Below are 22,731 nucleotides of genomic sequence, written 5' to 3'. Positions count from 1 at the left end.
TCCTATGCCGGCACCGCAACCACATCCAGCAACCGGTCGATGGCCTGCTCGGCCGTGACTCCGTCGGCCACCGCGTCGTACGACAAATGCAGGCGGTGGCGCAATACCGCGTGGGCGATGGCGCGCACGTCGTCCGGTGAACTGAAATCGGCACCCGCCAGCCAGCCATGGGCACGCGCGGCGCGATCCAGCGAGATGGCGCCGCGCGGGCTGGCACCGATCTGGATCCACCGGCCCAGGTCGGCGTCGTAATCGGCGGGCCGGCGGGTGGCGTTGACCAGGTCCACGATGTAGCGGTCCACCGAGGGCGCCACATGCAGGGCAGCCGCTTCCGCGCGGCAGGCAAAGAGTTCTTCCTGGCTCAGGCGCGTGCCGGCCGCGCCGCTGGCCTGGGTTGCGTCGCGCAGCATCGCCAGCATCGCCATCTCGTCTTCGGCGTTGGGATAGTCCAGCCGGATCTTCATCAGAAAACGGTCCATCTGCGCCTCGGGCAGCGGGTAGGTGCCTTCCTGCTCAATAGGATTCTGGGTGGCCAGCACCATGAAAAGCGTCGGCATGGGCCGGGTGACACCGCCTGCCGTGATCTGCCGCTCTTCCATTGCTTCAAGCAGGGCCGATTGCACCTTGGCAGGCGCCCGGTTGATTTCATCGGCCAGGATCAGGTTGCCGAACAAGGGGCCCTGCTGAAATTCGATCCGATGATGCCCTTCGGCATCCTGTTGCAAGACGTCGGCACCCGTGATGTCCGAGGGCAGCAAATCGGGCGTGAACTGGATACGGCTCATGTCCGCGGCCAAATGCGAGGCCAGTGCCTTGACGGTGCGGGTCTTGGCCAGGCCGGGCAGGCTTTCCAGCAGCACATGCCCGTCGGCCAGCAGTGCGATCAGTATGTGGCGAATGACCGCCGCCTGACCCAACACCGCCGCGGAAACCGCCTGCTCTAACGCCAGAATACCGTCGCGATTCGCCATACCCTTCCCTGGTTCTTGTGGCGTCCGCCGACTGCGGCCGCCCAGCCGGCTTCAACGACTGGCGATACCGCTCTTGCGGGCCTGGGCCAGTTTCCATTGCTCTGGAGTCATCACGGTGCGAAAGCCCAGGTGCGACATGCCATTGAACGGATCGGTGCCGCGCCGGGCACTGGCCCGGTAGCTGATGCAATAGGTATCGCTGCACAGGAACGAGCCGCCGCGCGTCACGCGCTTGGGCGCCGCGGCGGGGACATTGCCGTCCTCTGGATCGAAACTGTCGGCGGGCCCGGCGGGGTCCAGCGGCGGCTGGCGATACTGCGCCTGGATGGCAAAGGCATCGGCGCGGTACCAGTCCGCCGTCCATTGCCAGACATTGCCCGCCATGTCGTACAAGCCATAGCCATTGGCCGGGAAGCTGCCCACGGATGTGGTGCCGACCTGTATCTTCTCGTCCTTCACCACGGGAAACGGCTGCTGTTGCTGGGTATCCCAGATGTTGGCCATGGGCTGGCCCTGCGGGCTGAGCTCATTGCCCCAGCTGTAGGTGGCCTGCTCCAGCCCGCCGCGCGCGGCGAACTCCCATTCGGCTTCGGTGGGCAAGCGCTTGCCGGCCCATTTGGCATAAGCCTGCGCGTCTTCGTACGACACCTGCACGACGGGATGATCGTCCTTGCCTTCGATATTGCTGCCCGGCCCCTGCGGATGGCGCCAGTTGGCGCCAGGGACGAAGCGCCACCAGCGGCTGTAGTCGCGCAACGACACTTCGGAGGCCGTGCCGGTGAACACCATGGCGCCCGGCACCAGCAGGCTGTCATCCGGACGCGGCGTGCCGGGCGGCAACTGCGGTTGCAGGTCTTCCCAGCGCGGCTTCTGCTCGGCGGTCGTCAAATAACCCGTGGCTTGCACAAAGCGGCCGAACTCGGCATTCGTGACGTCATGCACGTCCATCCAGAACCCACTGACACGCACCTTGTGGGATGGCCTTTCGTTGGGCTGCGAGAGCTTGTGTTCATTGCCCATCAGGAACTCGGCGCCGGGAATCCAGGCCATGCCTGCCGGGCCGCTCTTGCCATCGCCCAATTTGACCAACGACGCCTGCGCGTCGGCGGCGGGCGGCGTCTGCGCCACATAAGCGCCCAGTGCCGCTGCTCCCGCCAAAATCGCGGCGACTGCCAATCCGACCTTCAGTTGCTGTTTCACGTGCCCACCTCACATCTTCTGCCAAAGCGTGGCGCCATTGAATGACGCAGGGATACCGCGAACTGACTCAATTTTTGGTCTTGGGCTGCGAGTGCCGACACCCGACTCAAGGGGCCGGGCACCCGCTGCTTATGCCGCCTGCAACTTCGTTTCCGCGCTTTCCCAATATGAATAGGTACGCAACACGTGCAATTCAAGCACTGCATTTCCTCGTGCACGATGCAACGTTTGTGGAATCACGGCATGGCCGTCAGTCCAGCGCATGATGACGCCGTGCACATCTTGCGGAGCGTGCAATCCCTGCACCTGCGTGTCTGACAAGCTGATATCTCGTCGGCCGTCGTCATCTTCAATCGTGATGCGAATTAGCCCCACCCCCACCTTGCGCAGATCGCGACGCGGGTACGGGCTCGTTTCACGTACGATCGCGGACCGGGACAGGATTTGAAGGTCACCGATGCCCGCACCGGCAGGCAGGCTGAACCTGAGCACCGACTCCGCTGAATCACGCGTTTGTGCGACGGCCGCCTGGCCGTCGACTTCCACCCGGATGTCCGGATCAGATACCCGCACCGATTGCGTCAAGTGTTCGGCCCTCTTGAGCAGGCGCTTGCGCACAGCGGATACTTCCGGCCCCGACCGCAGGACTTCAATGCCATCAATGGCCGGACGACCTTCAGGCGGCCCAAAATCGGCCAGCAACGTGACGTTATTCACGTTCTGGAACATCGAGCGATTGCCGGTATCGACGTACGACTCGGACGCGGCTCCCTCGGACAGCAGAATGTCGAACTGATCCAACTCAAGGTGAAAATACTCGAACACCTTCTGCGAAAAATCCTGAATGATCGTTTTGCCATTGACCAGCAACATGGCGGGAATCAGCTTGCCGTTGAAGTACATGTGATGGCCGGGCGATACATACAAATCACGCCCAGGAATATTGGGGGCGAACGCGCCCGCAGCAATACGTACAGGAAAGGCGCGGATAGCGTGAGTGTCGGGGATATGCGCCGCATACAGCGTGCGGCGGCCGATCCATTTCACGGTACGCACGCCGCCGCTTGCGGTCTGCACCTGATCGCCGGGCCGCAAGTCTTCTACGCATCTCGGGCCCTCCGGCGTGGCGATAAGCGTACCGCGCAGAAAGCATGCGAAGGACACGTTATTGCCGTTGAATTCCAGGCTGTCTACGTCTTCCTGAGTGAAGTTGTCAGCTTCTACCTGCAGGATGGGCGTGTTGTCGGCTTCATAGAAGGTCAGGATGCCGTCGTTGAGCTCGGCATGGTCCGGAGTGGCACCCACGAATGTGAACGATGCCCCACCCTCTACTCCCACGATGTGCAGGACGTCGGTAGGATTGGTCGTGATGTTTTCCACATTCATGGCGACGGTACCGGTGCCGCCCGCCTGGGAAAAATCGATGGTCATGTTGTCCAGCCATTGCGACTGGAAGTTGGCGAAGCCGGTGGTCGAGTCGGGCCCGACCTGCAAAGTAATGGGCTCGTCTCCTGCCCCGCCGTTCAAATTGCCAATCAGCAGGCTGGTGTTCTCGGCATAGACCGAAAAAGGATGCGAGCCGTCGAAGTTCGCGGTAACCGACCCGGCATCGGTGAAATTCACCGCGCCGTTATCGACATTGAGCGCGAAGTTGAATTCCGTATCGGTTTCCGCATCAGTCCAGGCCCACGTGGGGTCTTCGGGTGTCAAGCTGATATCTGCCATGTCGATCCTCTACCATTCAAAGGTGCATTTCTAAGGCCAGACTACAAACTCAAACTTCCGCTTCTTGCATTTCCCCGTGCGGGAAGGTGGGTCACTTTGCCAGCAGGACCTTCTTTCGTAAGGTATTCATGAATGTGGGAATCAACTCAATCCACATGGAACGGGCCACGGTCCTTGCCCCTGATCCAGTTGGGCGGCCGTCCAATGCCATTCCAGGTCTGGCCGGTTTCCGGGTGGCGGTACCGCACCAGGTCCGAAAGATCTGGACCGAACAACTGCTCCGGCGCGATGCCGTATTCCCGGATCTTCTGGCGCATATCGGCCAGAACATTTCGTAACTCTTTCTGACGCAGCCGCTCCGCCTCTACCTCTAACGTACGTAGGCGCGCTTTGACTTGCCGGTAATTTTCCGCCATGAGCTGAACTCGGCCTGACAAGGATGTAGTAAAAATATTACGAATCTGGGCTAAGTGCTATCCGAAAAGCGAAATCTTTGAGGACTTTTTTGCCATGATGTTTCAGTCGAATTACATGCAGCATGTGTACTCGGGTTTCGAACCGTCTCAAGCCTTCGATGTTGTCTACGGCGCGAGCTTCGAACATCGCCTACTGTCGACCAAGCTGGCAACGATGAAACATCAACGCCTGACTCTCGGAGACGTCAGACTCGAAACAGGTTGGTACAATTTTCCCGTCATCGCCCAAGGCGGCATGCCGCGCAATGTTGTCTGCATCGGCTTCATGGCGGAAGGGGGCGATGTCACCCGGATCAATACAGCGTTGGTCAGAACCGATGAAATACAGATTTATCCGGCGGGCGTGGAACTGCTGTATCACGCTTCCGGGTCGTCCCGTTGGGTGAATTTCATTGTTTCGGAAGACCGCCTCCAGAAAGTTGCTCACGCGCGGATGGGACGTCCGTTGGAAACGTCAAGGCAGGCTGCCTATTCGATACGTCTGCCCGCCGGTGGTAGGCGATCCCTGACCAGCCTCACCGACGATGCGTTGAATCTGGCGCGGCGCCTGCACCCCGATGGCGGAATGACATCCGATCTGGCTGCAGAGGTCTACGATTCGTTGCTGGCCGGCTATGTTGACGCACTGTTCGACGCGACGCCCGCACGCAACTCGGAAAGGCCGTCGACCGAGCGACGCCATCATCATTTGATTACCGCCTGCGAACGGCTGGTACTCTCCGGCCAGGAAACCGACGTCGCGCTCGCCGACATCGCCAGGCGTTGCGGATATAGCCTGCGCTCGCTGGAGTTGATTTTCCGCCGCGGCGTAGGCATGCCCCCCGGGCGCTGGTTCATGACAGCGCGACTGAACGGTGCCCTGCGCGACCTGTTGACCTGCGACCAGACAAGTACCGTGTCGGATATTGCGATGAAATGGGGCTTTCGCCATATGTCCCGCTTCGCCCAGTACTATCGCAAGGCCTTCGGAGAGTCGCCACGCGATACGCTGCGCCGTTCGCGCGCCTGCTGATATGAACGGTACGTTGCATCGATATTTCGCTCGGATATAACTATTTTTGAGCTCTAGTGGCTATCAGAAAATAGGCGGCTCTTCGCCCCTGGTGGAACCGTTTTCTTCGATTGAATGTCCACGCTCATCGCCAGGCGCTGCCCACTTGGATATAGAAAGCGTTCTGATCTTTGCTGTGTGCCACGTCAATGCCCACGGCCAGGCCTAGTTTCCGAGCAATCAAATAGCGGAACCCGGTGCCGATGCTCGAGACGTTGGAAGCCTCGCTGAACGACCTCCAGCGGCCGTATGCCTTGCCCACCCCGGTGAATCCCAGTAGTGACCAACGCGGCGTCACATTCCACCGCAGTTCCATTTCGGCAGCCAAGGCGGTCCGGTCCTGATAGCGGCCGCGTGACACGCCGCGTAAATCCACATACGGCTGGGCGTAGAACGGTACCGATCCGCTAGAGGTCTGACCGTCCAGACGTAGGCCCAAGGTCCATTTGGGATGGATCGGCAGCCAGGTGTAGCCCCGCGCGCGATAGGTCTCGAACGATTTGGAACTGCCTAACCAGCCCCGGGCGAACTGGGCTTCCAGTTCCGCGTAGCTGCCTTTGCTGGGGTAAAACATGTTGTCGCGATTGTCGTAGTCGACAACCACGCCCAGCTTGCTCACGTTGAGCTCCTGATCATCGAACCCGAGTTCACCGGCGGCTTCCCCGGTAAAGCGCGTGTCGGAGTTGAAGTAGGTATAGCGCGGCCCAATGTACCAGCGAGTATTGCCGATCCGTGTCAGCAACTGCTGCACAAGAAAAGTACCTTTCAGCTCATAACTGCGTCCATGGTTGAGCGGCCCGTAGTAGTCCAGGTTCATCTTGCCGTGTGCCAACGCACCAAGATAACGAAACCGGTCGCCGCCCCAGGTATGAAAGTGGAACAAGCCGGCACCGCGCGAACCATTTTCGGTTCCCACCGCACCCACCCCGGTGACATTGGGCGGTGCTACAGGTTGGTCGGCCTGCTTGGCTCTCTGACCGGCTTCGGCAAGCGATTCCGAAAAGTACATCAGCATCGCCCCACCGCCATATCCCACGGCGGGTTCGGTAATAATCATCGGAACCGGGAACACCCCTTTACGATTCAACAGATAATCGCTCACGTCGAACGCGCCATCCTCAGGATCGGTGAATGCGCTGGGCTGTGCCATGCAAGCGGGTCCGATAGCCATGGCGAATATCAGCGCAAATTCAAGAATCAGTGCATTCCTCATCTCTGATCCCTATTCCGCTCCAAGAGCCAAGGAGCAAGCGACGATGATAGGCCCCCACAAGGTGATGAGCACATTGCTCACAGCGAACGGCACCGTGAAACCGATGGCATAAATGTCGCTGCCTCCGCGCTCTTTCAGCGCGGTAAGGGTGGCCACGGTAGTCTGCGCACCCGCGATGCCCGGCAGTAACGCGATCGGCGGCATTTTTCAACACGTAGTGGCCGAACAGCAGGCCGACGACCGGACCAGCCAGCGTCACCACTGCTCCTGCCCCGACCAACTTGGCGAACATCGCGACTCCACCTTCATGGATGGCGTGCAGGGCATGTGGACCTGCGGCCAGCCCGATGGCGGCGATGAACATGATGAGCCCGACGTCCGACAGCAAGCGCAGGGCAGCTTCGGGAATATGCCCGACCACCGGATAGCGGCTATACAACCAGCCTGCCAGCAGCCCTGCCACCAGCACTCCGCCACTGGTACCCAGGCCCAGTGGTACGCCCGTGAGATGCACTTGCAGCAAGCCGAACAGGATGCCGACTACGACACCGCCAGCCAGATAGGCTAGATCGGTGCGTCCGGGGTCGTGCTCCATGAAGCCCAGAGTTTTTGCCGAGGCTGCAATAGCTTCACGGCTTCCCACCAGCTTGAATACATCGCCCCGCTGCACGCGCGTGCCCAACGCACGCGGCAGCGTGCTCGGGCCGCGGCTGAGCGATTCCAGAAACACGCCGCGTCCCGCATCTCGTGCCAGCGCTGCCAGCGTCTTGCCCGCCAGTTCGCGGCGCGTAAGCACGATGGATGCCTGCACCATGGGTTGGCCCAGCAGTTCCTGGTCGTCAATCTCCGTACCGATTTCCGGCTCGGCACCAACCACCCCGGCACGGCGGGAAACTATCATCATCACGTCGTTCAATGCCAGCCGCATCTCTGGGCGGATGTCACGCAGTATCTGATCGCCACGCCGAATGCTGGTAACGGTCAAGCGACCCGCCGCAAACCGGTGCTCAAAATCCCGAACCGTGATTTGGCCCAGTTCCTTGTTTTCCAGCCGATACGTACGCAAAGCAAGCGGCGCCACGTCCCACAGAATTGGCTCTGCATTGTCTGCGCATGCCTGCAACTGCGCCTCGCCCTCGCGGGCAACTTGCTGGAGGTCGATCTTCAGCAAGCGCGGCGCGATGACGGTAATGAACAGAATCAAGCCTACTTCGCCAAAGATGTAAGTCGTGGCATCGGCCAAGGGTGCATGCGCAGTTAATAGTGCGCGAGTAGCCTCATCGATATCCAGGGCGGAAATTGCGCTGAGCGCGCTGCCTAGGGCCGCCGACTGGGTCATCGACCCCGACACCAGCCCAGCCGACAACCCAGGGTCAAACCGAAACAGCGCCACCATGGCAATCGCTGCCGCCAGCCCTGTGCATGAGACCAGAACCGCCAATGCCATTTGCGGCAAGGCCTCGCGCTTCAGGCTGGCAAAGAATTGCGGCCCGGCGGAATAACCCACGGCAAACAGGAACAGATTGAAGAAGGCCCACTTCAGCAAATCAGGAATCTGCGGCTCGAATGCCAAGCCGAAAATCATGCCGGCGATCAATGTGCCGACCACGGTCCCCAGGCTGACGTTACGGATCCGTATACGGCCAATGAAGTGGCCCACGAAGATCGTGGCGAAAAGCGCAAGCTCTGGATGGGTGCGGACTATTCCGGCCAATTGGTCAATATCCATAACGCTTCGACCTCGACATGGATTGAACTAACCTGCCTGCATCTACTTGCACCTAACTACTTTATCCTGATCCAATGCTGAATTGGCTGTCGGCACATTACCTTCGACGTTTCCCGGTAAATCGCCCCGCCACCCTGTATTTCGGCGAAAGTCTGCGTAACGAGCAGGTATATCTTGCCTGCACTAGGAATAACGCGTCAGTTGAACTAATACTGCGAAGTACAGATAGCCGTCAGCAGTTTGCCGCAGTTTCCGTTGTCCGCCAAGCGGGAAGCGCATTTGGATCCGTCCGACAACCCACTGCCCCGTCAGCGGATGAACCTCGGCGCCGCGCAACTTCAAGTCCGAATCAAAGTAGGCGGTTCAATGCATCAAAACCCGGCCGAACGGAGGCTGTGTGGGCGGAAGTTTGAGGACTGTCGAATGGCTTTGACAGCAGCGCGGGGGGCTCTATTAGCGAGCGTCACGTCATTGACCTGCCCGCTGCGACCGTCGTCGGCGAAAAGCACCAAGCGCTACGTCCATCTTGCGACGGCTGCGCTACGGCGTGCGCTGGGGAATATCGGCAAGAAATCCCCCACCAATGAAAAAGCGCGGGTTGCGGAAACTTGCCGCAAACCCGCGCCAATACTTGGTAGGCCCCCCGAGAGTCGAACTCGGCACCAACGGATTATGAGTCCGCTGCTCTAACCAGGCATGAGCTAGAGGCCCAGAAAACTTACTGTCCTTCCAGGAAGCTCTTCAGCTTGTCGGCCCGGCTGGGGTGGCGCAGCTTGCGCAGCGCTTTAGCCTCTATTTGCCGGATGCGCTCGCGAGTGACGTCGAACTGCTTGCCCACTTCTTCCAGGGTCTGGTCGGTGCTCATTTCGATACCGAAACGCATGCGCAGCACCTTGGCTTCGCGGGGGGTAAGCGAGTCCAGCACTTCCTTGACCACGTCGCGCATGGACCCATGCAAGGCGGCATCCGACGGCGCCAGGGTGGACGTATCTTCGATGAAGTCGCCCAGGTGCGAGTCGTCGTCGTCGCCGATGGGCGTTTCCATCGAGATCGGTTCCTTGGCGATCTTGAGGATCTTGCGGATCTTGTCTTCCGGCATGTCCATCTTTTGCGCCAGGGTGGCGGGATCGGGCTCGGCACCCGTTTCCTGCAAGATCTGGCGGCTGATCCGGTTCATCTTGTTGATCGTTTCGATCATGTGCACCGGAATGCGGATGGTGCGCGCCTGGTCGGCGATGGAACGCGTAATGGCCTGGCGGATCCACCACGTGGCGTACGTCGAGAACTTGTAGCCCCGGCGGTACTCGAACTTGTCCACGGCCTTCATCAGGCCGATGTTGCCTTCCTGGATCAGGTCCAGGAACTGCAGGCCACGGTTCGTGTACTTCTTGGCAATCGAGATCACCAGGCGCAGGTTGGCCTCGGTCATTTCGCGTTTGGCCTTGCGGGCCTTGGCTTCGCCGGTGGCCATGCGCTTGTTGACGTCTTTCAGGTCTTTCAGCGGCAGCACGACGCGCGTTTGCAGGTCGATGAGCTTTTGCTGCAGTTCCTGCACCGCCGGCACCTGGCGCTCGAGCGTCTCGGCATACGGGTGGCCCGCGGCCACTTCCTGCAAGACCCAATCGAGATTGGTTTCGTTGCCCGGGAAGACCTTGATGAAATGGCTGCGCGGCATGCCGGCGCGGTCCACGCAGGTATGCAGCACGGCACGTTCGAGCTGGCGCACCTCCTCGACTTGCGAACGCAGCGTATCGGCCAGCCTCTCGACCATCTTGGCCGTGAAGCGGATGCCCATCAGCTCGTTCAGGATGGCTTCCTGAGCCTTGATGTAGGCCTCGGACTTGTAGCCATCTTTTTCGTACGACTGGCGCATGCTCTCGAACTGCTTGCCCACTTCGTCGAACTTGGCCAACGCCTTGACGCGCAGGTCTTCCAACTGCTTGCTGGACATGCCGCCGGCCGGGCCGTCGTCGTTCTCGTCTTCGTCGGCCGTGACACCGGCGCCGGCGTATTCTTCGCCATCTTCGGGATCGACCAGGCCGTCGACCACTTCGTCGATCTGTGCCTGGCTCTCGCGCACACGCGTGATGTGGCTGAGGATCTCGTTGATGGTGGTGGGACACGCCGAGATGGCCATCACCATGTGCTTCAGGCCGTCTTCGATGCGCTTGGCGATCTCGATTTCGCCTTCGCGCGTCAGCAGCTCGACCGACCCCATTTCGCGCATGTACATGCGCACGGGATCGGTGGTGCGGCCGAAATCGGAGTCGACCGTGGTCAGGGCGGCTTCGGCTTCGTCTTCGACATCATCGTCGTTGGACGCTACCGGCGCGTTTTCGCTCATGAGCAGCGTTTCGGCGTCGGGGGCCTGGTCGTAGACCGAGATGCCCATGTCGCTGAACGTACTGATGATGCCGTCGATGGCTTCGGCGTCGACCAGATCGTCAGGCAGGTGGTCGTTGATTTCGCCGTAGGTCAGGTAGCCGCGGTCTTTGCCCAGCTTGATGAGCTGCTTGAGCCGGTTGCGGCGCGCTTCGTATTCTTCGGGCGAAACAGGGCCGCGGGCGATCAGGTCTTTGGGATCGGCCTTGCCGCGCTTGCCGCCGCGCTTGGGCGGCTTCAGGTCGGGCAACACCTCGCCTTCGCCATCAATGGAATCGTCGAAAGAATCCGAATCGTTATTGGCGTTCTTGGCAGGACGGCCGGGACGGCGGCCACTGGACGGCCGGGCACCGCCGACCAGGTCGGCCAGCTTGTCTTCGGCCTTCTTGGCACGCGCGGCCTTGACCGCCTTCTCGGGCTTGTCGGCGGCTGCGGCCGGCTTCGCGGCCTTCTTGACCGCGGTCTTCGTTGCTGCCGTCTTGGAGACCTTCACTGCCGCCTTGGCAGGCGCTTTTTCCGCCGCCATGCTGACGGCGCGCTTCGCCGCCGTGACCGGCTTGTCGGCCGTATCGTTTGCAGGGGTGGTTTTGCCTGATGTTCTGGTCATAGTCGCTTCCGTGGTCGTCGCAACCCGTTGATTGGGGCACATTGCACCACAAGGGCCCGATGCGCGCGCCATGGCGCCGCAGCGAAACCGATGCGGGTAAAACAGGCAAGCGCGCTGAAGCCGCGTGCGCCGCGTTGGCCGCGGCGCGGGCCCTTGTATGGGCCCAACCGGCACCCCTTCTGGCCCGACGGCCCAGGAGTGCGTTGGTATCGCGAGTTCGTTGCGGCCGGGTTTCCGGGCGTTGCGGGGGGCTGTCTTGCCTGCGAAAGGCTCTGCCAGCTTGAAGGGCTCTGCCCCAAGCTGCTTGCGAATAGACACAGCTCCGTACCTGCAACGCCGCCGGCCAAAACCCTGCCGAACTGCGCAACTTGCCACCATTGATTGTAACAAGCAGATGACCGCCTACCGGCCGCCTGCCAGGTTGCCCGCACGCTACGGGGCCGGCATATCTCGTGCCTACCACTCCGTACCCCGCGGGCGCCCGCCCATCTTTTTTACTGATCTGCCTTGTTTTGTACCGACGCCTATTTCCGGTCTTGGATTCCCCTGCGGCCAAATGTTTTCAAAGCCGCCGGAAAACCCTCGATTCTACCGCATTTACTGTATTCCACCACTCTTTAAGACCACCAGACGCGCGGACAGTTCCTGGTAACGCTGGCGCGCCTCTTCCGACGCAAGGCCGGTTTCGGCCAACTTGGCCATCTCGGTGCGTACCGAGTCGAATTCGATACGCCGCAAGGCGTCGTCCCATTCGGTCTGGGGCTCGGGAAGGTCTTCCTGGACCAGCAGATCGGCACGCATGCCTTTCAGCACGGTCGCCAAGTCGGAATCAGGGTCGGCGGCCTGCAGCAGGGCACCCACATGGCGCGCCCCGCTGGCTTGGGCCAGCATGATCAAGTCTCTTACCAACCCTAGATGGGGGCCCTTGTCCAGGACTTCAAGCTGCTGGTCACCCATGCTGTCGACCAGCTCGGGGTGAGCCAACAGCAGGGCCAGCAAGCGCTTGGCCAGCGAAGGCATGGACCGCCGGCCCTCATACCCGCCCACGCCGTCGTCACGGCGCCCGCGCCATTCGCCTTTGCCCTTGCCCTTGCCTTGCCAATCCCCTTTCTTACCCTGCCAGTTGCCTTGTTTGCCGCCCTGCCAACCACCCTGGTTGCGCTGTCCGCCCCCGGACACCGGGTCGCCCATGCCCATGCCGGGCGGCGGCTCGTCGTCATAGCCAAATCCGACCGGCTCGTAATCGAAGTCGGGCGGAGGCGTGTCGAAATGGCCGTGATCGTCCGCGCCAACCGGCGTGGGCGCCGTTGCCTTTGCTGTTGTGACGGCCGGCCCGGATGCCGCGCCACCCGCCGCGGACGCGAATGGCCGGGCCGGCGCCTGCGCCAGCACCTGCGCCATCTCTTCTGGCGTCAGTTGCACCTGGCGCGCCATTTCGCGCTCGATCTGCAGGCGCAACGCACATTCCGGAATGGCGGCCAGCAGGGGCTTGGCCTCGTGCAGGCAACTGGCGCGCCCTTCGGCTTCAGCCAGGTTATGGCGCGAGGCCAGCTCTTCAAGCAAGAAGCGCGACAAGGCCATGGCATCGCCCAGGCAAGTGCGAAATGCCTCGGCACCCAGTTCGCGCACATACGAATCGGGATCGTGCTCTGCCGGCAGGAACAGGAACCGGATGGCAATATCGTCGCGCAGCACCGGCAGGCACGCCTGCAAGGCGCGCCAGGCCGCGCGGCGGCCGGCGGCGTCGCCGTCGAAGCTGAAGACGACCTTGTCGCTACTGCGCAGCAAGCGCTTGACGTGATCGGGCGTGGTAGCCGTGCCCAGCGTGGCCACGGCATTGGCAATGCCTTGCTGGGCCAGCCCCACCACATCCATGTAGCCTTCCACCACGATGACCTGGCCTTCCTGGCGAATGGCCTGGCGCGCCTCCCACAGGCCGTAGAGTTCCTGGCCCTTGGAAAACAGCGGGGTCTCGGGCGAGTTCAGGTATTTCGGCTCGCCCTTGCCGATGATGCGACCGCCAAAACCGATCAGGCTGCCACGCACGTTACGGATGGGAAACATCACGCGCTCGCGGAAGCGATCGTACCGGCGCCCGTCTTCGGACTCGATCACCAGGCCGGCCTCGACCAGCGTGGGATCGTCGTAGTTGTCGAAGACCTTGGACAGCCCATGACGGTCGGTACCCGACCAGCCCAGGCCGAAATGCGCCGCGATCTCGCCCGTCAGGCCACGCTGCTTCAGGTATTGGATGGCCGCGGGCGACGCCCGCAATTGGCGCAGGTAATGCGCCTGCGCGGCATCCAGCACCTGCGTGTGGCGCGATTCTTCAGCCTTGCGGCGTGCCGATTCGGCCTGCTGGCGCGGACTGCGGTTTTCTTCGGGAACGGTCATTCCCACCGAGCCGGCGAGCGTGCGCACGGCCTCGGGGAAACTGGCGCCCGTGTGTTCCATCAAGAATGTGATGGCAGTACCGTGCGCGCCGCAACCAAAGCAATGATAAAACTGCTTGGTGGGGCTGACAGTGAACGACGGGCTTTTTTCGTTATGGAAAGGGCACAAGCCAAGCAGGTTGGCGCCACCCTTTCGCAACTGCACATATCGCCCGACGACGTCGGCTACGTCGACCCGGGCGAGCAAGTCCTGAATGAATGATTCTGGAATCAATAGATTCTGGAATCACAAAAATCAATACATGCGGGGCGGCAGTTGCTGGCTACGAATCCGCTTGTAGTGGCGCTTGACGGCGGCGGCGTGCTTGCGCTTGCGCTCGGCCGTGGGCTTCTCGTAGAACTCGCGCGAGCGCAACTCGGTGAGCAAACCGGTCTTTTCGATAGTGCGCTTGAAGCGGCGCAGGGCGGCTTCGAACGGTTCGTTTTCCTTCAGTCGGACAATAGGCATAAAGTGGCAGGCCTGCTTTGGGGTAACAAAAAGGTTGAACACACAGGGCGCATTGACTGCAAGCCCGGCATGGCTGGTTGGTAGATTTTTGTTCTAATCAGCAAAAACCGCAAACTAAAACTGTTCGGCTGGAAAGCCCAAAAAACTTCCAACAAACCACGCCCGCGCGCCCCGGCAACCCGATGGGGTTTACTGGTAACCCGAAATTCTAGCACGCCGGGAAAGATTTGGCGAGACTGTGCCCCTCAGGCCCGCCCCGTACCGGCCGGAACGCGCCAGAAGCGTCCCTGTTTTTATCAGGACGTCGTCGAGCCCTTGCGGATCCACGCCTCGAGCTGGTGCGGCCGCAGACTGTCGTAGTCTTCAAAGGGCTGGTGAATCCAGGGGTTGGTAGGCAGCTTGTCGACATAGTAGTCGGGCGAGGCCTGCGAATGCCCCTTCCACCACAGCACCGCGCTGCGCAGCTCGGTGATCTGGGGAAACTGCTGGCGCAAATGCTCTTGCACCTTGTTGAAGGTCAGGCCGGTGTCGACCATGTCGTCGACCAGCAACACGCGCCCGGCAGGCGCCCCTCGGGTAATGGTGATGAACTGGGCAATGTCCAGGTTGCCCTGCTTGGTGCCGGCGGCTTCACGATAGCTACTGGTGGCCAGGATGCCCAGCGGCACGTCGAAAATGCGCGACATGACATCGCCCACCCGCACTCCCCCGCGCGCCAGGCACAGGATCAGGTCGAACTGCCAGCCGGATTGGTACACCTGCAGGGTCAGGCGCTCGATCAGGCGGTTATAGCCGTCCCAGGTGATCCACAGATGGCTGTCGTCGTTGGCGGGCGCGCTCATGGCGGTGTCTCCTGAAGATACGAAAAGGCCGCCCACCGGCAGGACCGGCGGCGGCTTTGAAATGATAACCCGGCGGGCGCGGGTCCCGCAGCGAATAGCGCGATCAGCCCTTGAGCGGGTGGCGCAGCACGATGGTTTCGTTGCGGTCGGGGCCGGTGGAAACCAGGTCGATAGGCACGCCGCAGACCTCGGCAACACGCTCGAGATAGCGGCGGGCCGCGGCCGGCAGCTTGGCATATTCGGTAATGCCGACCGTGGATTCGCTCCAGCCGGGCAGCTCTTCGAGCACGGCTTCGGCCTGGGCTACCGCATGCGCGCCATAGGGCAGCACGTCGCGGAATTCGCCATCGACACGGTAGCCGACGCCCAACTGGATGCTTTCCAGCCCGTCGAGCACGTCGAGCTTGGTGATGCACAAGCCGGTGATGCCATTGAGGCGCACCGAGCGCTTGAGCGCCGCGCCGTCGAACCAGCCGCAGCGGCGCGGACGCCCGGTGACCGAGCCGAATTCTTTGCCGATGGTGGCCAGGCGCGTGCCGATTTCGTCGACCAGCTCGGTGGGGAACGGACCCGAGCCGACCCGCGTGGTGTAGGCCTTGGTGATACCCAGCACATAGTCGAGCGACTGCGGCCCCACGCCGGCACCGGCCGATGCCGCGCCCGCCAGGCAGTTGCTGCTGGTGACGAACGGGTAGGTACCGTGGTCGACGTCGAGCAGCGCGCCTTGCGCGCCTTCGAACAAGAGGCGCTGGCCGGCCTGCTGCATGGCGTACAGATTGCTGGAAACATCCTTGACCATGGGCGCGATGGCAGGCGCCAGGGCCATGGCCTGGTCGCGCACTTGCTCGGCCGAAACGGCCGGCGCGCCCAGGTACTGGGTCAGGACGAAGTTGTGATAATCGAGCAGTTCGGCGAGCTTTTCATCGAACAGCTTGGGATTGAACAGGTCTTGCACGCGCAGCGCGCGGCGCGCGATCTTGTCTTCGTAGGCAGGGCCGATGCCGCGGCCCGTGGTACCGATCTTGCCTTCGCCCTTGCGCGCTTCGCGCGCCTGGTCGATTGCAATGTGATACGGCAGGATCAACGGGCAGATTTCGGAGATTTGCAGGCGCGAACGGACATCCAGGCCGCCGGCCTCGAGTTCTTCGATTTCCTTGAGCAGCGCCTCGGGCGAAAGCACGACGCCGTTGCCGATGAAGCACGTAACGCCGGGATGCATGATGCCCGACGGGATCAGGCGCAAGATGGTTTTCTTGCCGTTGATCCACAGCGTATGGCCGGCATTGTGGCCGCCCTGGAAGCGCACCACGCCCTGGACCGATTCGGCCAGCCAATCGACGATCTTGCCTTTGCCTTCGTCACCCCACTGGGTGCCGATAACCACTACGTTCTTGCTCATTGTGCGAATCAATATCGAGTTTCTCGGGAAATCCGGAAATCCCCCTGCGGCCCTCTTGGTACAAGAGGGGGTCAGTTTTACAACGTTCGAACCGCCCAGGCACCATCTTGCAGCACCAGTTCACGGTCGCAGATGAATTCATCCTGGCTTTGCTCGTGGCCCGGCAACACCTGGACCACGATTTCGCCCGAGCGACGCAGTTGGCGCACCGCCGTCGCCAGGGCGGCCTCTTGCCCCCAGGGCGCGCGTACGGCGCGGGCCTGGCTGGCAGGCGGCAGCCCACGCGCCAGCTTGCGCAGGTCGAGACTGAACCCGGTGGCGGGACGCGCCCGGCCGAAAGCCCGGCTGACGTCGTCATAGCGGCCACCGCTGACCAGCGCGTCATGCCAACCTTCGACGTACAGCGCGAAAGTCACGCCCGAGTGATAGCCATAGCCGCCGATGTCGGCCAGGTCGACGCCCAGGACGACCTCGGGCATGGCGTCGACGATGACTTGCAGAGCATCGAGCGCCGCTGCCACGCCGGGTAGCAACGGCAGGTCGCGCCGGGCCTGCTTGATAACCTCGGGGCCGCCGTACAGGCCGGGCAGCCGTTGCAGCGCGGCCAGCGTGTCGGGGCGGATTTCGCAGCCGCGCTGGGCCAGTTCGGCCAGGCCGGGGACGTCTTTTTCGCGCAGCAGCAGAATGATGTCTTCGGCGCACGCGGCAGCGGCCGGGTCGGCATCGAGAATGGCACGCACCACGCCCGGGTGGCAAAGGTCGAGCCGCGGCTGGCGCAGGCCAGCCGTGGCGACCGTGTCGAGTACCAGCGAAATGATCTCGAGATCGGCCTCGAAACCGGCGTGGCCATAGATTTCGGCACCGATTTGCAGCAATTCACGGCTGGACAGCAGATCGGCCGGCCGCGCGTGCAGCACGTTGCCGCAATAGCACAGGCGCGTAACACCTGCCCGATTGAGCAGGTGGGCGTCGATGCGGGTGACTTGGGGGGTCATGTCGGCACGCACCCCCAGGGTACGGCCGGAAAGTTGATCGACCAGCTTGCACGTACGCAGATCCAGGTCGCTGCCGGTGCCCGACAACAACGAATCTATGTACTCGACCAGGGGTGGCGCGACCAGCTCGAAGCCGTACGTACGGTAAAGATCGAGCAGTTCGCGGCGCAATTCCTCGATGCGCCGGGCCTCGGCGGGAAGCACGTCGGCGAGGCTCTCGGGCAGCAACCAGTTACCCATGAGTGTTTACCTGAATGACACCTGAAAGGCGTGGGCAACGCCCAAAACAAAAGCGGCTGAGAGGGCGTAAGCCCGCTCAGCCGCCTGCGGAATGTTTTCTAGCTTACGCGGTATTGTACATGGTTTGGGCGTTCGTGCAGGGCGCCAAGGAAGGCGCCCTGCCCCGGACCGAGCCCGGCGAGCCTTACTTGGCGGGGGCCGGGGCGGCTTTGCCGGTGGAGTTCTTCATGAACTGGAAGTACTCGGAGCTGGGGTCGACCACCAACACGTCGGAGGGATTCGAGAACGATGCCCGGTAAGCCTCGAGGCTCTTGTAGAACGAGTAGAAGTCCGGGTTCTTGCCAAACGCGGCCGCATACAGCGCGCTGGCCTCGGCATCGCCCTCGCCCATGACGGTCTGCGCCTTGGCGTAGGCCTCGGCCAGGATGACTTCGCGCTGGCGATCGGCCTCGGCGCGGATTTTTTCGCTTTCGGCCGCACCGATGGAGCGCAGTTCGTTGGCTACCCGCGTGCGCTCGGCTTCCATGCGGCGGTAGACCGACTCGGAGATTTCCGGCGCGAACTCGATGCGGCGCAGCCGCACATCGACCACTTCGACACCCAGCGGCTCGGCGCGCTTGGCCACGGTGGTAAGGATTTCACTCATGATCTTGTCGCGCTCGGCCGATACGACTTCCTTGACGGTGCGTACGTTGACCGATGCGTTGAGCGCGTCGCGGATCTGGGCCTGCAGGCGTTCCTGCGCGGCGCGTTCGTTGCCGCCGAAAGTAACGTAGTACAGCCGCGGATCGGCGATGCGCCACTTGACGTACGAATCGATCAGCAGGTTCTTCTTTTCGGAAGTCTGGATGCGTTCGGCATCGGTGGACTCGATGGTAAGGATGCGCTTGTCAAGGGTGACGACGTTCTGGAACGGCGGCGGCGCCTTGAAGTACAGGCCGGGTTCATTGATGACCTTGCGCACCTCGCCCAGCGAGAATACCAGGGCGTAGTCGCGCTCGCGCACGATGAACACCATGGAAGACAAGGCGGCCAGCACCAATAGGAGGCCTACCAGGATGGGCATGAAACGTTGCATGTTCTGGGCTCCTCCGGATTAGCGCGACAGACGGTCGCGAGACAGCGTGTTGTTGCTGCTGCCAGTATTGCCGGACGAGCTTGCGCCGGTATTGCGCGCAGGCGGCTGCGGAACGGTGGGTTGGCTGGCGCCGGGCACTGCGGTCGGCTTGACCGTCGCGTCGCGGGCAGTTTGCTGCAGGATCTTGTCCAGCGGCAGGTACAACATGTTGTTGCCGTCCTTGGTGTCGATCATGACCTTGCTGGCGCGCGTAAAGATCTGCTGCATGGTTTCCAGGTACATGCGTTCACGCATGATGGTGGGCGCCTTTTCGTATTCGGCCAGGATGCTGGTGAAGCGTGCGGCATCACCGCGGGCATCGCCGATGACCTTGGCGCGGTAGCCTTCGGCCTGTTCGAACATGCGCGAAGCCTGCCCGCCGGCCAGCGGAACAACCTGGTTGGCGTAGGCCTGCCCTTCATTGATCTGGCGTTCGCGATCCTGGCCGGCCTTGACGGCATCGTCGAACGCGGCCTGCACCTGCTCGGGCGGCTGCACGTTCTGGATGGCCACCGTGCTGACCTGGATGCCGGACTTGTAGCGATCGAGGATCTGCTGCATCAGGTTCTGCACTTCGACGGCGACCTCGGTACGACCCTCGTACAGGACGAAGTCCATGGGCTTCTTGCCGACGATCTCGCGCATGGCAGTTTCGGCGGCCTGGCGCACCGATTCGTCGGGATCGCGCATATTGAACAGGTAATTGGGCGCACCGTCGGCGCGCAGGCGGTACTGCACCACGAATTGCATGTCGACGATGTTTTCGTCGGTGGTCAGCATCAGGGCCTCGGGCAATACCTTATTGCGCGACCCGCCACGGAAACCGACTTCGAACGTGCGCAACTGTGAAATATTGACCGCTTCATGGCTTTGGATGGGATACGGCATGCGCCACTGGAAGCCGGGAGGCGCTGTGCTTTTGTATTTGCCGAACTGGGTGACGACCGCGACCTGGCCTTCCTGGACGATGAAGAAACCACTGGCCAGCCACAGCAATACCAGGACCAGGGCAATGAGGCCCAGGCCGATGCGTGTGCCGCGCGGCGACGGGGGCGTCATGCCACCGCGGTTGCCGGGGCGATTGCCGCCGCCCCCGCCCTTGCGCCCGAACAACGAACCGATGCGGTTGTTGAAGTCGCGCCAGACCTCGTCGAGGTCGGGCGGGCCATCGCCGTTGCCTTTGGGGCGCTTGGGCGGCTCGGAGCCATTGTTGTTGCCACGACCCCAGCCAGGGTCATTCAGATTGAAGAGTTTGGTGATTCGAGGCATTGTTTCCCACAATCTGGCCGATCTCTGCAATTGCCCCGCGCAACGCATCCAGACCGGCGCGCTCGGTAGCGCTTACGAATACTCGCGCAATCGTACCATGGGCGTCACGCTCGACCCGGGGGGCAAGCCCGGCCCGATCAATCTTGTTGTGCACCAAAATGGTGGGAATCGCGGCGGCCCCGATTTCGGCGAGCACTTTATTGACTTCGGCGATCTGTTCGTCGCGCTGCGGGCTGGCGGCGTCCACCACATGCAGCAGTACATCGGCATGGATGGTTTCTTCCAGGGTGGCCCGGAACGCGGCGATCAGGTTGGGCGGCAGGTCGCGGATGAACCCGACGGTGTCGGACAGTACCACCGAGCCCGTGCCTTCGATCCAGATGCGGCGGGTGGTGGTGTCCAGGGTGGCGAACAACTGGTCGGCCGCATAGGCGCCGGCACGCGTCAGGGCGTTGAACAACGTGGACTTGCCGGCGTTGGTATACCCTACCAGCGATACCGACAACACCCCGCCGCGGGCCCGGGCACGCCGCTGGGTGACCCGCTGGCGCTCGACCCGATCGAGCCGCTCGCGCAGCATCTTGACCTTGGCACCGATCATGCGGCGATCCATTTCGAGCTGGGATTCGCCCGGTCCGCGCATGCCGATACCGCCGCGCTGGCGTTCAAGGTGGGTCCAGAGGCGGGTCAGGCGGGTGACCAGATGCTGCAACTGAGCCAGTTCGACTTGCAGTTTGCCCTCGTGACTCTTGGCGCGCAGCGCGAAGATATCCAGGATGAGGGCCACCCGGTCGACTACGCGCAGGTTGAATTCGCGTTCGAGGTTGCGCTGCTGCGCGGGCGACAGGGGCTGGTCGAACAGGACGATGTCGGTCAGCAGCGCGTCGGCCTGAGCCACGGCTTCCTGGACCTTGCCCGAGCCGATGAAGAACTTGGCGTCGGGACGATCGCGCCGGACGGCGACAGTGCCGACGATCTCGGCCCCCGCCCCACGTGCCAGCATGGCGAATTCTTCGGCATGCGCCGCGAAATCGGGATTGCCCAGGTCGACACTGATGATCAGCGCGCGCATGAGACTACCCCGCTACAGCGAAAATGCCCGCCGACACGAAATGTGCGGCGGGCAGGAAAAGGTACAGCTGGAGCTTGACGATTATTCAGCGGGCACATCCACCTGGAAATTGACGGCGCGGGCCGGAACAACGGTGGAAATGGCGTGCTTGTACACCATTTGCGTCACGGTATTGCGCAGCAGCACCACGTATTGATCGAAAGATTCTATTTGCCCTTGCAGCTTGATACCGTTCACCAGATAGATGGACACGGGCACATGTTCTTTGCGCAGCGTGTTCAGAAACGGATCTTGCAGAGTTTGCCCTTTATTGCTCATTGGCCAGGCTCCAATATTTGTTTTTGAGTGGTGGCAGACGCCGAAATATGTACTCTACAGGGTTTTCCCGGCCCGTGCCACTTGCCCCGAGGGGCAAATTCTTTCATAAGGTGTCAGGACGGGAGCACGGGTGCGCCCTGCCCACTTTTTCAGGCTGCCAGGATGGCTCTCAAGGCCTCGACCAGGCGCGTGCACTGGGTTTCGGTGCCCACCGTGATGCGCAGGAATTGGTCGATGCGGGCGTGCTTGAAATGGCGCACGATGATGTTGCGCTCGCGCAAGGCGGCAGCCAGGCTGGCCCCGTCGTGATCTGGGTGGCGAGCAAAGACGAAGTTGGCGGCCGAAGGCAGCACCTGGAAACCCAGCGCCTGCAAGTGCCCGACCAGGATTTCGCGCGTGGCGATCACGGCCTGCCGGGTGCGTTCGAAATAGGCGGTATCTTCGATTGCCGCCACGGCGCCGACCTCGGCCAGGCGATCGATGGGATAGGAATTGAAGCTGTTCTTGACGCGTTCGAGCGCCTCGATGAGCACCCGGCTGCCTATGGCAAAACCCACCCGCAGGCCAGCCAGCGAGCGCGACTTCGACAAGGTCTGGATGACCAGCAGGTTGTCATGGCGGGACACCAGGCCCACCGCCGATTCGGCACCGAAATCGACATAGGCCTCGTCCACGACAACCACGATATCGGGATTGGCCGCCACGATGCGTTCGACCTCGTCCAGGGCCAGCGCCCGGCCGGTGGGCGCGTTCGGGTTGGGAAAAATGATGCCGCCCGCCTGGCGCCCCGAGCCAGGCAGGTAGTCTTGCACATCGATACAGAAATCTTCGGTCAGCGGTACCGCCTGGCTGGCGATCTGATACAGGCCGCAGTACACCGGATAGAAGCTATAGGTGATGTCGGGAAACAGCAGCGGGGCGTCATGCTTGAGCAGCGCCAGGAAGGTGTGCGCCAGGACCTCGTCGGAGCCGTTGCCCACGAAGACCTGATCGGGCTGGACCTGGAAATGGGTGGCGATGGCCTGCCGCAGCCGTTCGGAGCCCGGATCGGGGTACAGCTTGAGGCTGTCGTCGCACGCCCCGCGCATGGCCTGCAGCACTTTGGGGGACGGACCGAAGGGGTGCTCGTTGGTATTGAGCTTGACCAGGTCTTGCAGCTTGGGCTGCTCGCCCGGTACGTAGGGACTGAGTGTCCCGACAATGGGACTCCAGTAGCGGCTCATG

Annotated in this window: 18 protein-coding genes and 1 tRNA gene; 1 reads left to right on the top strand and 18 read right to left on the bottom strand. The window is 62.1% G+C overall.

The window, feature by feature from the left end; all coding sequences use genetic code 11:
* Positions 1 to 2: 2 nt before the first annotated feature.
* From KW845_RS05615 to KW845_RS05600, 4 genes are all read right to left on the bottom strand, one after another.
* Positions 3 to 971: a MoxR family ATPase gene (locus tag KW845_RS05615; protein ID WP_218368159.1), complete on the bottom strand. Its 969-nt coding sequence runs from the start codon at positions 969 to 971 to the stop codon at positions 3 to 5.
* Positions 972 to 1,022: 51 nt separating this feature from the next.
* Entirely contained in the window at positions 1,023 to 2,171 is a 1,149-nt protein-coding gene (locus tag KW845_RS05610) for a formylglycine-generating enzyme family protein (RefSeq protein WP_218368158.1), read from the bottom strand.
* Between the two features lie 129 nt (positions 2,172 to 2,300).
* Positions 2,301 to 3,896: a Hint domain-containing protein gene (locus KW845_RS05605; protein WP_218368157.1), complete on the bottom strand. Its 1,596-nt coding sequence runs from the start codon at positions 3,894 to 3,896 to the stop codon at positions 2,301 to 2,303.
* A gap of 146 nt (positions 3,897 to 4,042) precedes the next feature.
* Positions 4,043 to 4,312: an H-NS family nucleoid-associated regulatory protein gene (locus KW845_RS05600; RefSeq protein WP_218368156.1), complete on the bottom strand. Its 270-nt coding sequence runs from the start codon at positions 4,310 to 4,312 to the stop codon at positions 4,043 to 4,045.
* A 94-nt stretch (positions 4,313 to 4,406) separates the two neighbouring features.
* Here KW845_RS05600 and KW845_RS05595 point away from each other — a divergent pair, with 94 nt between their 5' ends.
* Positions 4,407 to 5,384, top strand: a complete 978-nt coding sequence (locus tag KW845_RS05595; protein WP_218368155.1) for a helix-turn-helix domain-containing protein — start codon at positions 4,407 to 4,409, stop codon at positions 5,382 to 5,384.
* A 124-nt stretch (positions 5,385 to 5,508) separates the two neighbouring features.
* Here KW845_RS05595 and KW845_RS05590 read toward each other — a convergent pair whose 3' ends face one another.
* The 14 genes from KW845_RS05590 to hisC all read right to left on the bottom strand — a co-directional run bounded on the left by KW845_RS05590 (position 5,509) and on the right by hisC (position 22,730).
* On the bottom strand, positions 5,509 to 6,594 hold the full coding sequence (locus tag KW845_RS05590; RefSeq protein WP_370628193.1) for a BamA/TamA family outer membrane protein: 1,086 nt from the start codon (positions 6,592 to 6,594) through the stop codon (positions 5,509 to 5,511).
* Positions 6,595 to 6,613: 19 nt separating this feature from the next.
* Complete coding sequence (locus KW845_RS05585; protein WP_255592387.1) at positions 6,614 to 8,365, bottom strand: aspartate:alanine exchanger family transporter; 1,752 nt, start codon at positions 8,363 to 8,365, stop codon at positions 6,614 to 6,616.
* Between the two features lie 632 nt (positions 8,366 to 8,997).
* Positions 8,998 to 9,076: transfer RNA gene (locus KW845_RS05580), tRNA-Ile, on the bottom strand.
* 7 nt (positions 9,077 to 9,083) lie between these two features.
* Positions 9,084 to 11,354, bottom strand: a complete 2,271-nt coding sequence (gene rpoD, locus KW845_RS05575; protein WP_218368153.1) for an RNA polymerase sigma factor RpoD — start codon at positions 11,352 to 11,354, stop codon at positions 9,084 to 9,086.
* Between the two features lie 597 nt (positions 11,355 to 11,951).
* Complete coding sequence (gene dnaG / locus KW845_RS05570; protein WP_218368152.1) at positions 11,952 to 14,021, bottom strand: DNA primase; 2,070 nt, start codon at positions 14,019 to 14,021, stop codon at positions 11,952 to 11,954.
* Positions 14,022 to 14,042: 21 nt separating this feature from the next.
* Positions 14,043 to 14,255, bottom strand: coding sequence for a 30S ribosomal protein S21 (gene rpsU, locus KW845_RS05565; protein ID WP_012417992.1), 213 nt, complete (start codon positions 14,253 to 14,255; stop codon positions 14,043 to 14,045).
* A 296-nt stretch (positions 14,256 to 14,551) separates the two neighbouring features.
* Positions 14,552 to 15,097, bottom strand: a complete 546-nt coding sequence (locus tag KW845_RS05560; RefSeq protein ID WP_218368151.1) for a phosphoribosyltransferase — start codon at positions 15,095 to 15,097, stop codon at positions 14,552 to 14,554.
* A gap of 103 nt (positions 15,098 to 15,200) precedes the next feature.
* Positions 15,201 to 16,496, bottom strand: coding sequence for an adenylosuccinate synthase (locus tag KW845_RS05555; protein ID WP_218368150.1), 1,296 nt, complete (start codon positions 16,494 to 16,496; stop codon positions 15,201 to 15,203).
* A gap of 77 nt (positions 16,497 to 16,573) precedes the next feature.
* Positions 16,574 to 17,731 (bottom strand): ATP phosphoribosyltransferase regulatory subunit, encoded by a 1,158-nt coding sequence (locus tag KW845_RS05550; protein ID WP_218368149.1) that lies wholly within the window; start codon positions 17,729 to 17,731, stop codon positions 16,574 to 16,576.
* Positions 17,732 to 17,915: 184 nt separating this feature from the next.
* A complete protein-coding gene (gene hflC / locus KW845_RS05545) occupies positions 17,916 to 18,809 on the bottom strand; it encodes a protease modulator HflC (protein WP_218368148.1) in 894 nt (297 codons plus the stop codon).
* An 18-nt stretch (positions 18,810 to 18,827) separates the two neighbouring features.
* Positions 18,828 to 20,117 (bottom strand): FtsH protease activity modulator HflK, encoded by a 1,290-nt coding sequence (gene hflK / locus KW845_RS05540; protein ID WP_218368147.1) that lies wholly within the window; start codon positions 20,115 to 20,117, stop codon positions 18,828 to 18,830.
* Positions 20,083 to 21,189, bottom strand: a complete 1,107-nt coding sequence (gene hflX, locus KW845_RS05535) for a GTPase HflX (protein ID WP_218368146.1) — start codon at positions 21,187 to 21,189, stop codon at positions 20,083 to 20,085. Before hflX ends, hflK begins: the two co-directional genes overlap by 35 nt.
* 81 nt (positions 21,190 to 21,270) lie before the next feature.
* Positions 21,271 to 21,507 (bottom strand): RNA chaperone Hfq, encoded by a 237-nt coding sequence (gene hfq, locus KW845_RS05530; protein WP_012248943.1) that lies wholly within the window; start codon positions 21,505 to 21,507, stop codon positions 21,271 to 21,273.
* 149 nt (positions 21,508 to 21,656) lie between these two features.
* The gene (hisC, locus tag KW845_RS05525) at positions 21,657 to 22,730 is read right to left on the bottom strand and encodes a histidinol-phosphate transaminase (RefSeq protein WP_218368145.1); all 1,074 of its coding nucleotides are present in this window, start codon (positions 22,728 to 22,730) and stop codon (positions 21,657 to 21,659) included.
* Position 22,731 lies beyond the last annotated feature (1 nt).

Source organism: Bordetella sp. BOR01, assembly GCF_019218885.1.
In the GTDB taxonomy this organism is placed as follows: domain Bacteria; phylum Pseudomonadota; class Gammaproteobacteria; order Burkholderiales; family Burkholderiaceae_B; genus Bordetella_A.
Note: the sequence above shows the minus strand (reverse complement) of the source record. Positions and strands in the feature narration are given on the sequence as shown.

What these genes read in the sequence shown, in the direction of transcription:
- KW845_RS05615 (WP_218368159.1), bottom strand. Translation starts at nt 971, where the DNA reads ATGGCGAATCGCGACGGTATTCTGGCGTTAGAGCAGGCGGTTTCCGCG.
- KW845_RS05605 (WP_218368157.1), bottom strand. Translation starts at nt 3,896, where the DNA reads ATGGCAGATATCAGCTTGACACCCGAAGACCCCACGTGGGCCTGGACT.
- KW845_RS05600 (WP_218368156.1), bottom strand. Translation starts at nt 4,312, where the DNA reads ATGGCGGAAAATTACCGGCAAGTCAAAGCGCGCCTACGTACGTTAGAG.
- KW845_RS05595 (WP_218368155.1), top strand. Translation starts at nt 4,407, where the DNA reads ATGATGTTTCAGTCGAATTACATGCAGCATGTGTACTCGGGTTTCGAA.
- KW845_RS05590 (WP_370628193.1), bottom strand. Translation starts at nt 6,594, where the DNA reads ATGGCTATCGGACCCGCTTGCATGGCACAGCCCAGCGCATTCACCGAT.
- KW845_RS05585 (WP_255592387.1), bottom strand. Translation starts at nt 8,365, where the DNA reads ATGGATATTGACCAATTGGCCGGAATAGTCCGCACCCATCCAGAGCTT.
- rpoD (WP_218368153.1), bottom strand. Translation starts at nt 11,354, where the DNA reads ATGACCAGAACATCAGGCAAAACCACCCCTGCAAACGATACGGCCGAC.
- rpsU (WP_012417992.1), bottom strand. Translation starts at nt 14,255, where the DNA reads ATGCCTATTGTCCGACTGAAGGAAAACGAACCGTTCGAAGCCGCCCTG.
- KW845_RS05560 (WP_218368151.1), bottom strand. Translation starts at nt 15,097, where the DNA reads ATGAGCGCGCCCGCCAACGACGACAGCCATCTGTGGATCACCTGGGAC.
- KW845_RS05555 (WP_218368150.1), bottom strand. Translation starts at nt 16,496, where the DNA reads ATGAGCAAGAACGTAGTGGTTATCGGCACCCAGTGGGGTGACGAAGGC.
- KW845_RS05550 (WP_218368149.1), bottom strand. Translation starts at nt 17,731, where the DNA reads ATGGGTAACTGGTTGCTGCCCGAGAGCCTCGCCGACGTGCTTCCCGCC.
- hflC (WP_218368148.1), bottom strand. Translation starts at nt 18,809, where the DNA reads ATGCAACGTTTCATGCCCATCCTGGTAGGCCTCCTATTGGTGCTGGCC.
- hflK (WP_218368147.1), bottom strand. Translation starts at nt 20,117, where the DNA reads ATGCCTCGAATCACCAAACTCTTCAATCTGAATGACCCTGGCTGGGGT.
- hflX (WP_218368146.1), bottom strand. Translation starts at nt 21,189, where the DNA reads ATGCGCGCGCTGATCATCAGTGTCGACCTGGGCAATCCCGATTTCGCG.
- hfq (WP_012248943.1), bottom strand. Translation starts at nt 21,507, where the DNA reads ATGAGCAATAAAGGGCAAACTCTGCAAGATCCGTTTCTGAACACGCTG.
- hisC (WP_218368145.1), bottom strand. Translation starts at nt 22,730, where the DNA reads ATGAGCCGCTACTGGAGTCCCATTGTCGGGACACTCAGTCCCTACGTA.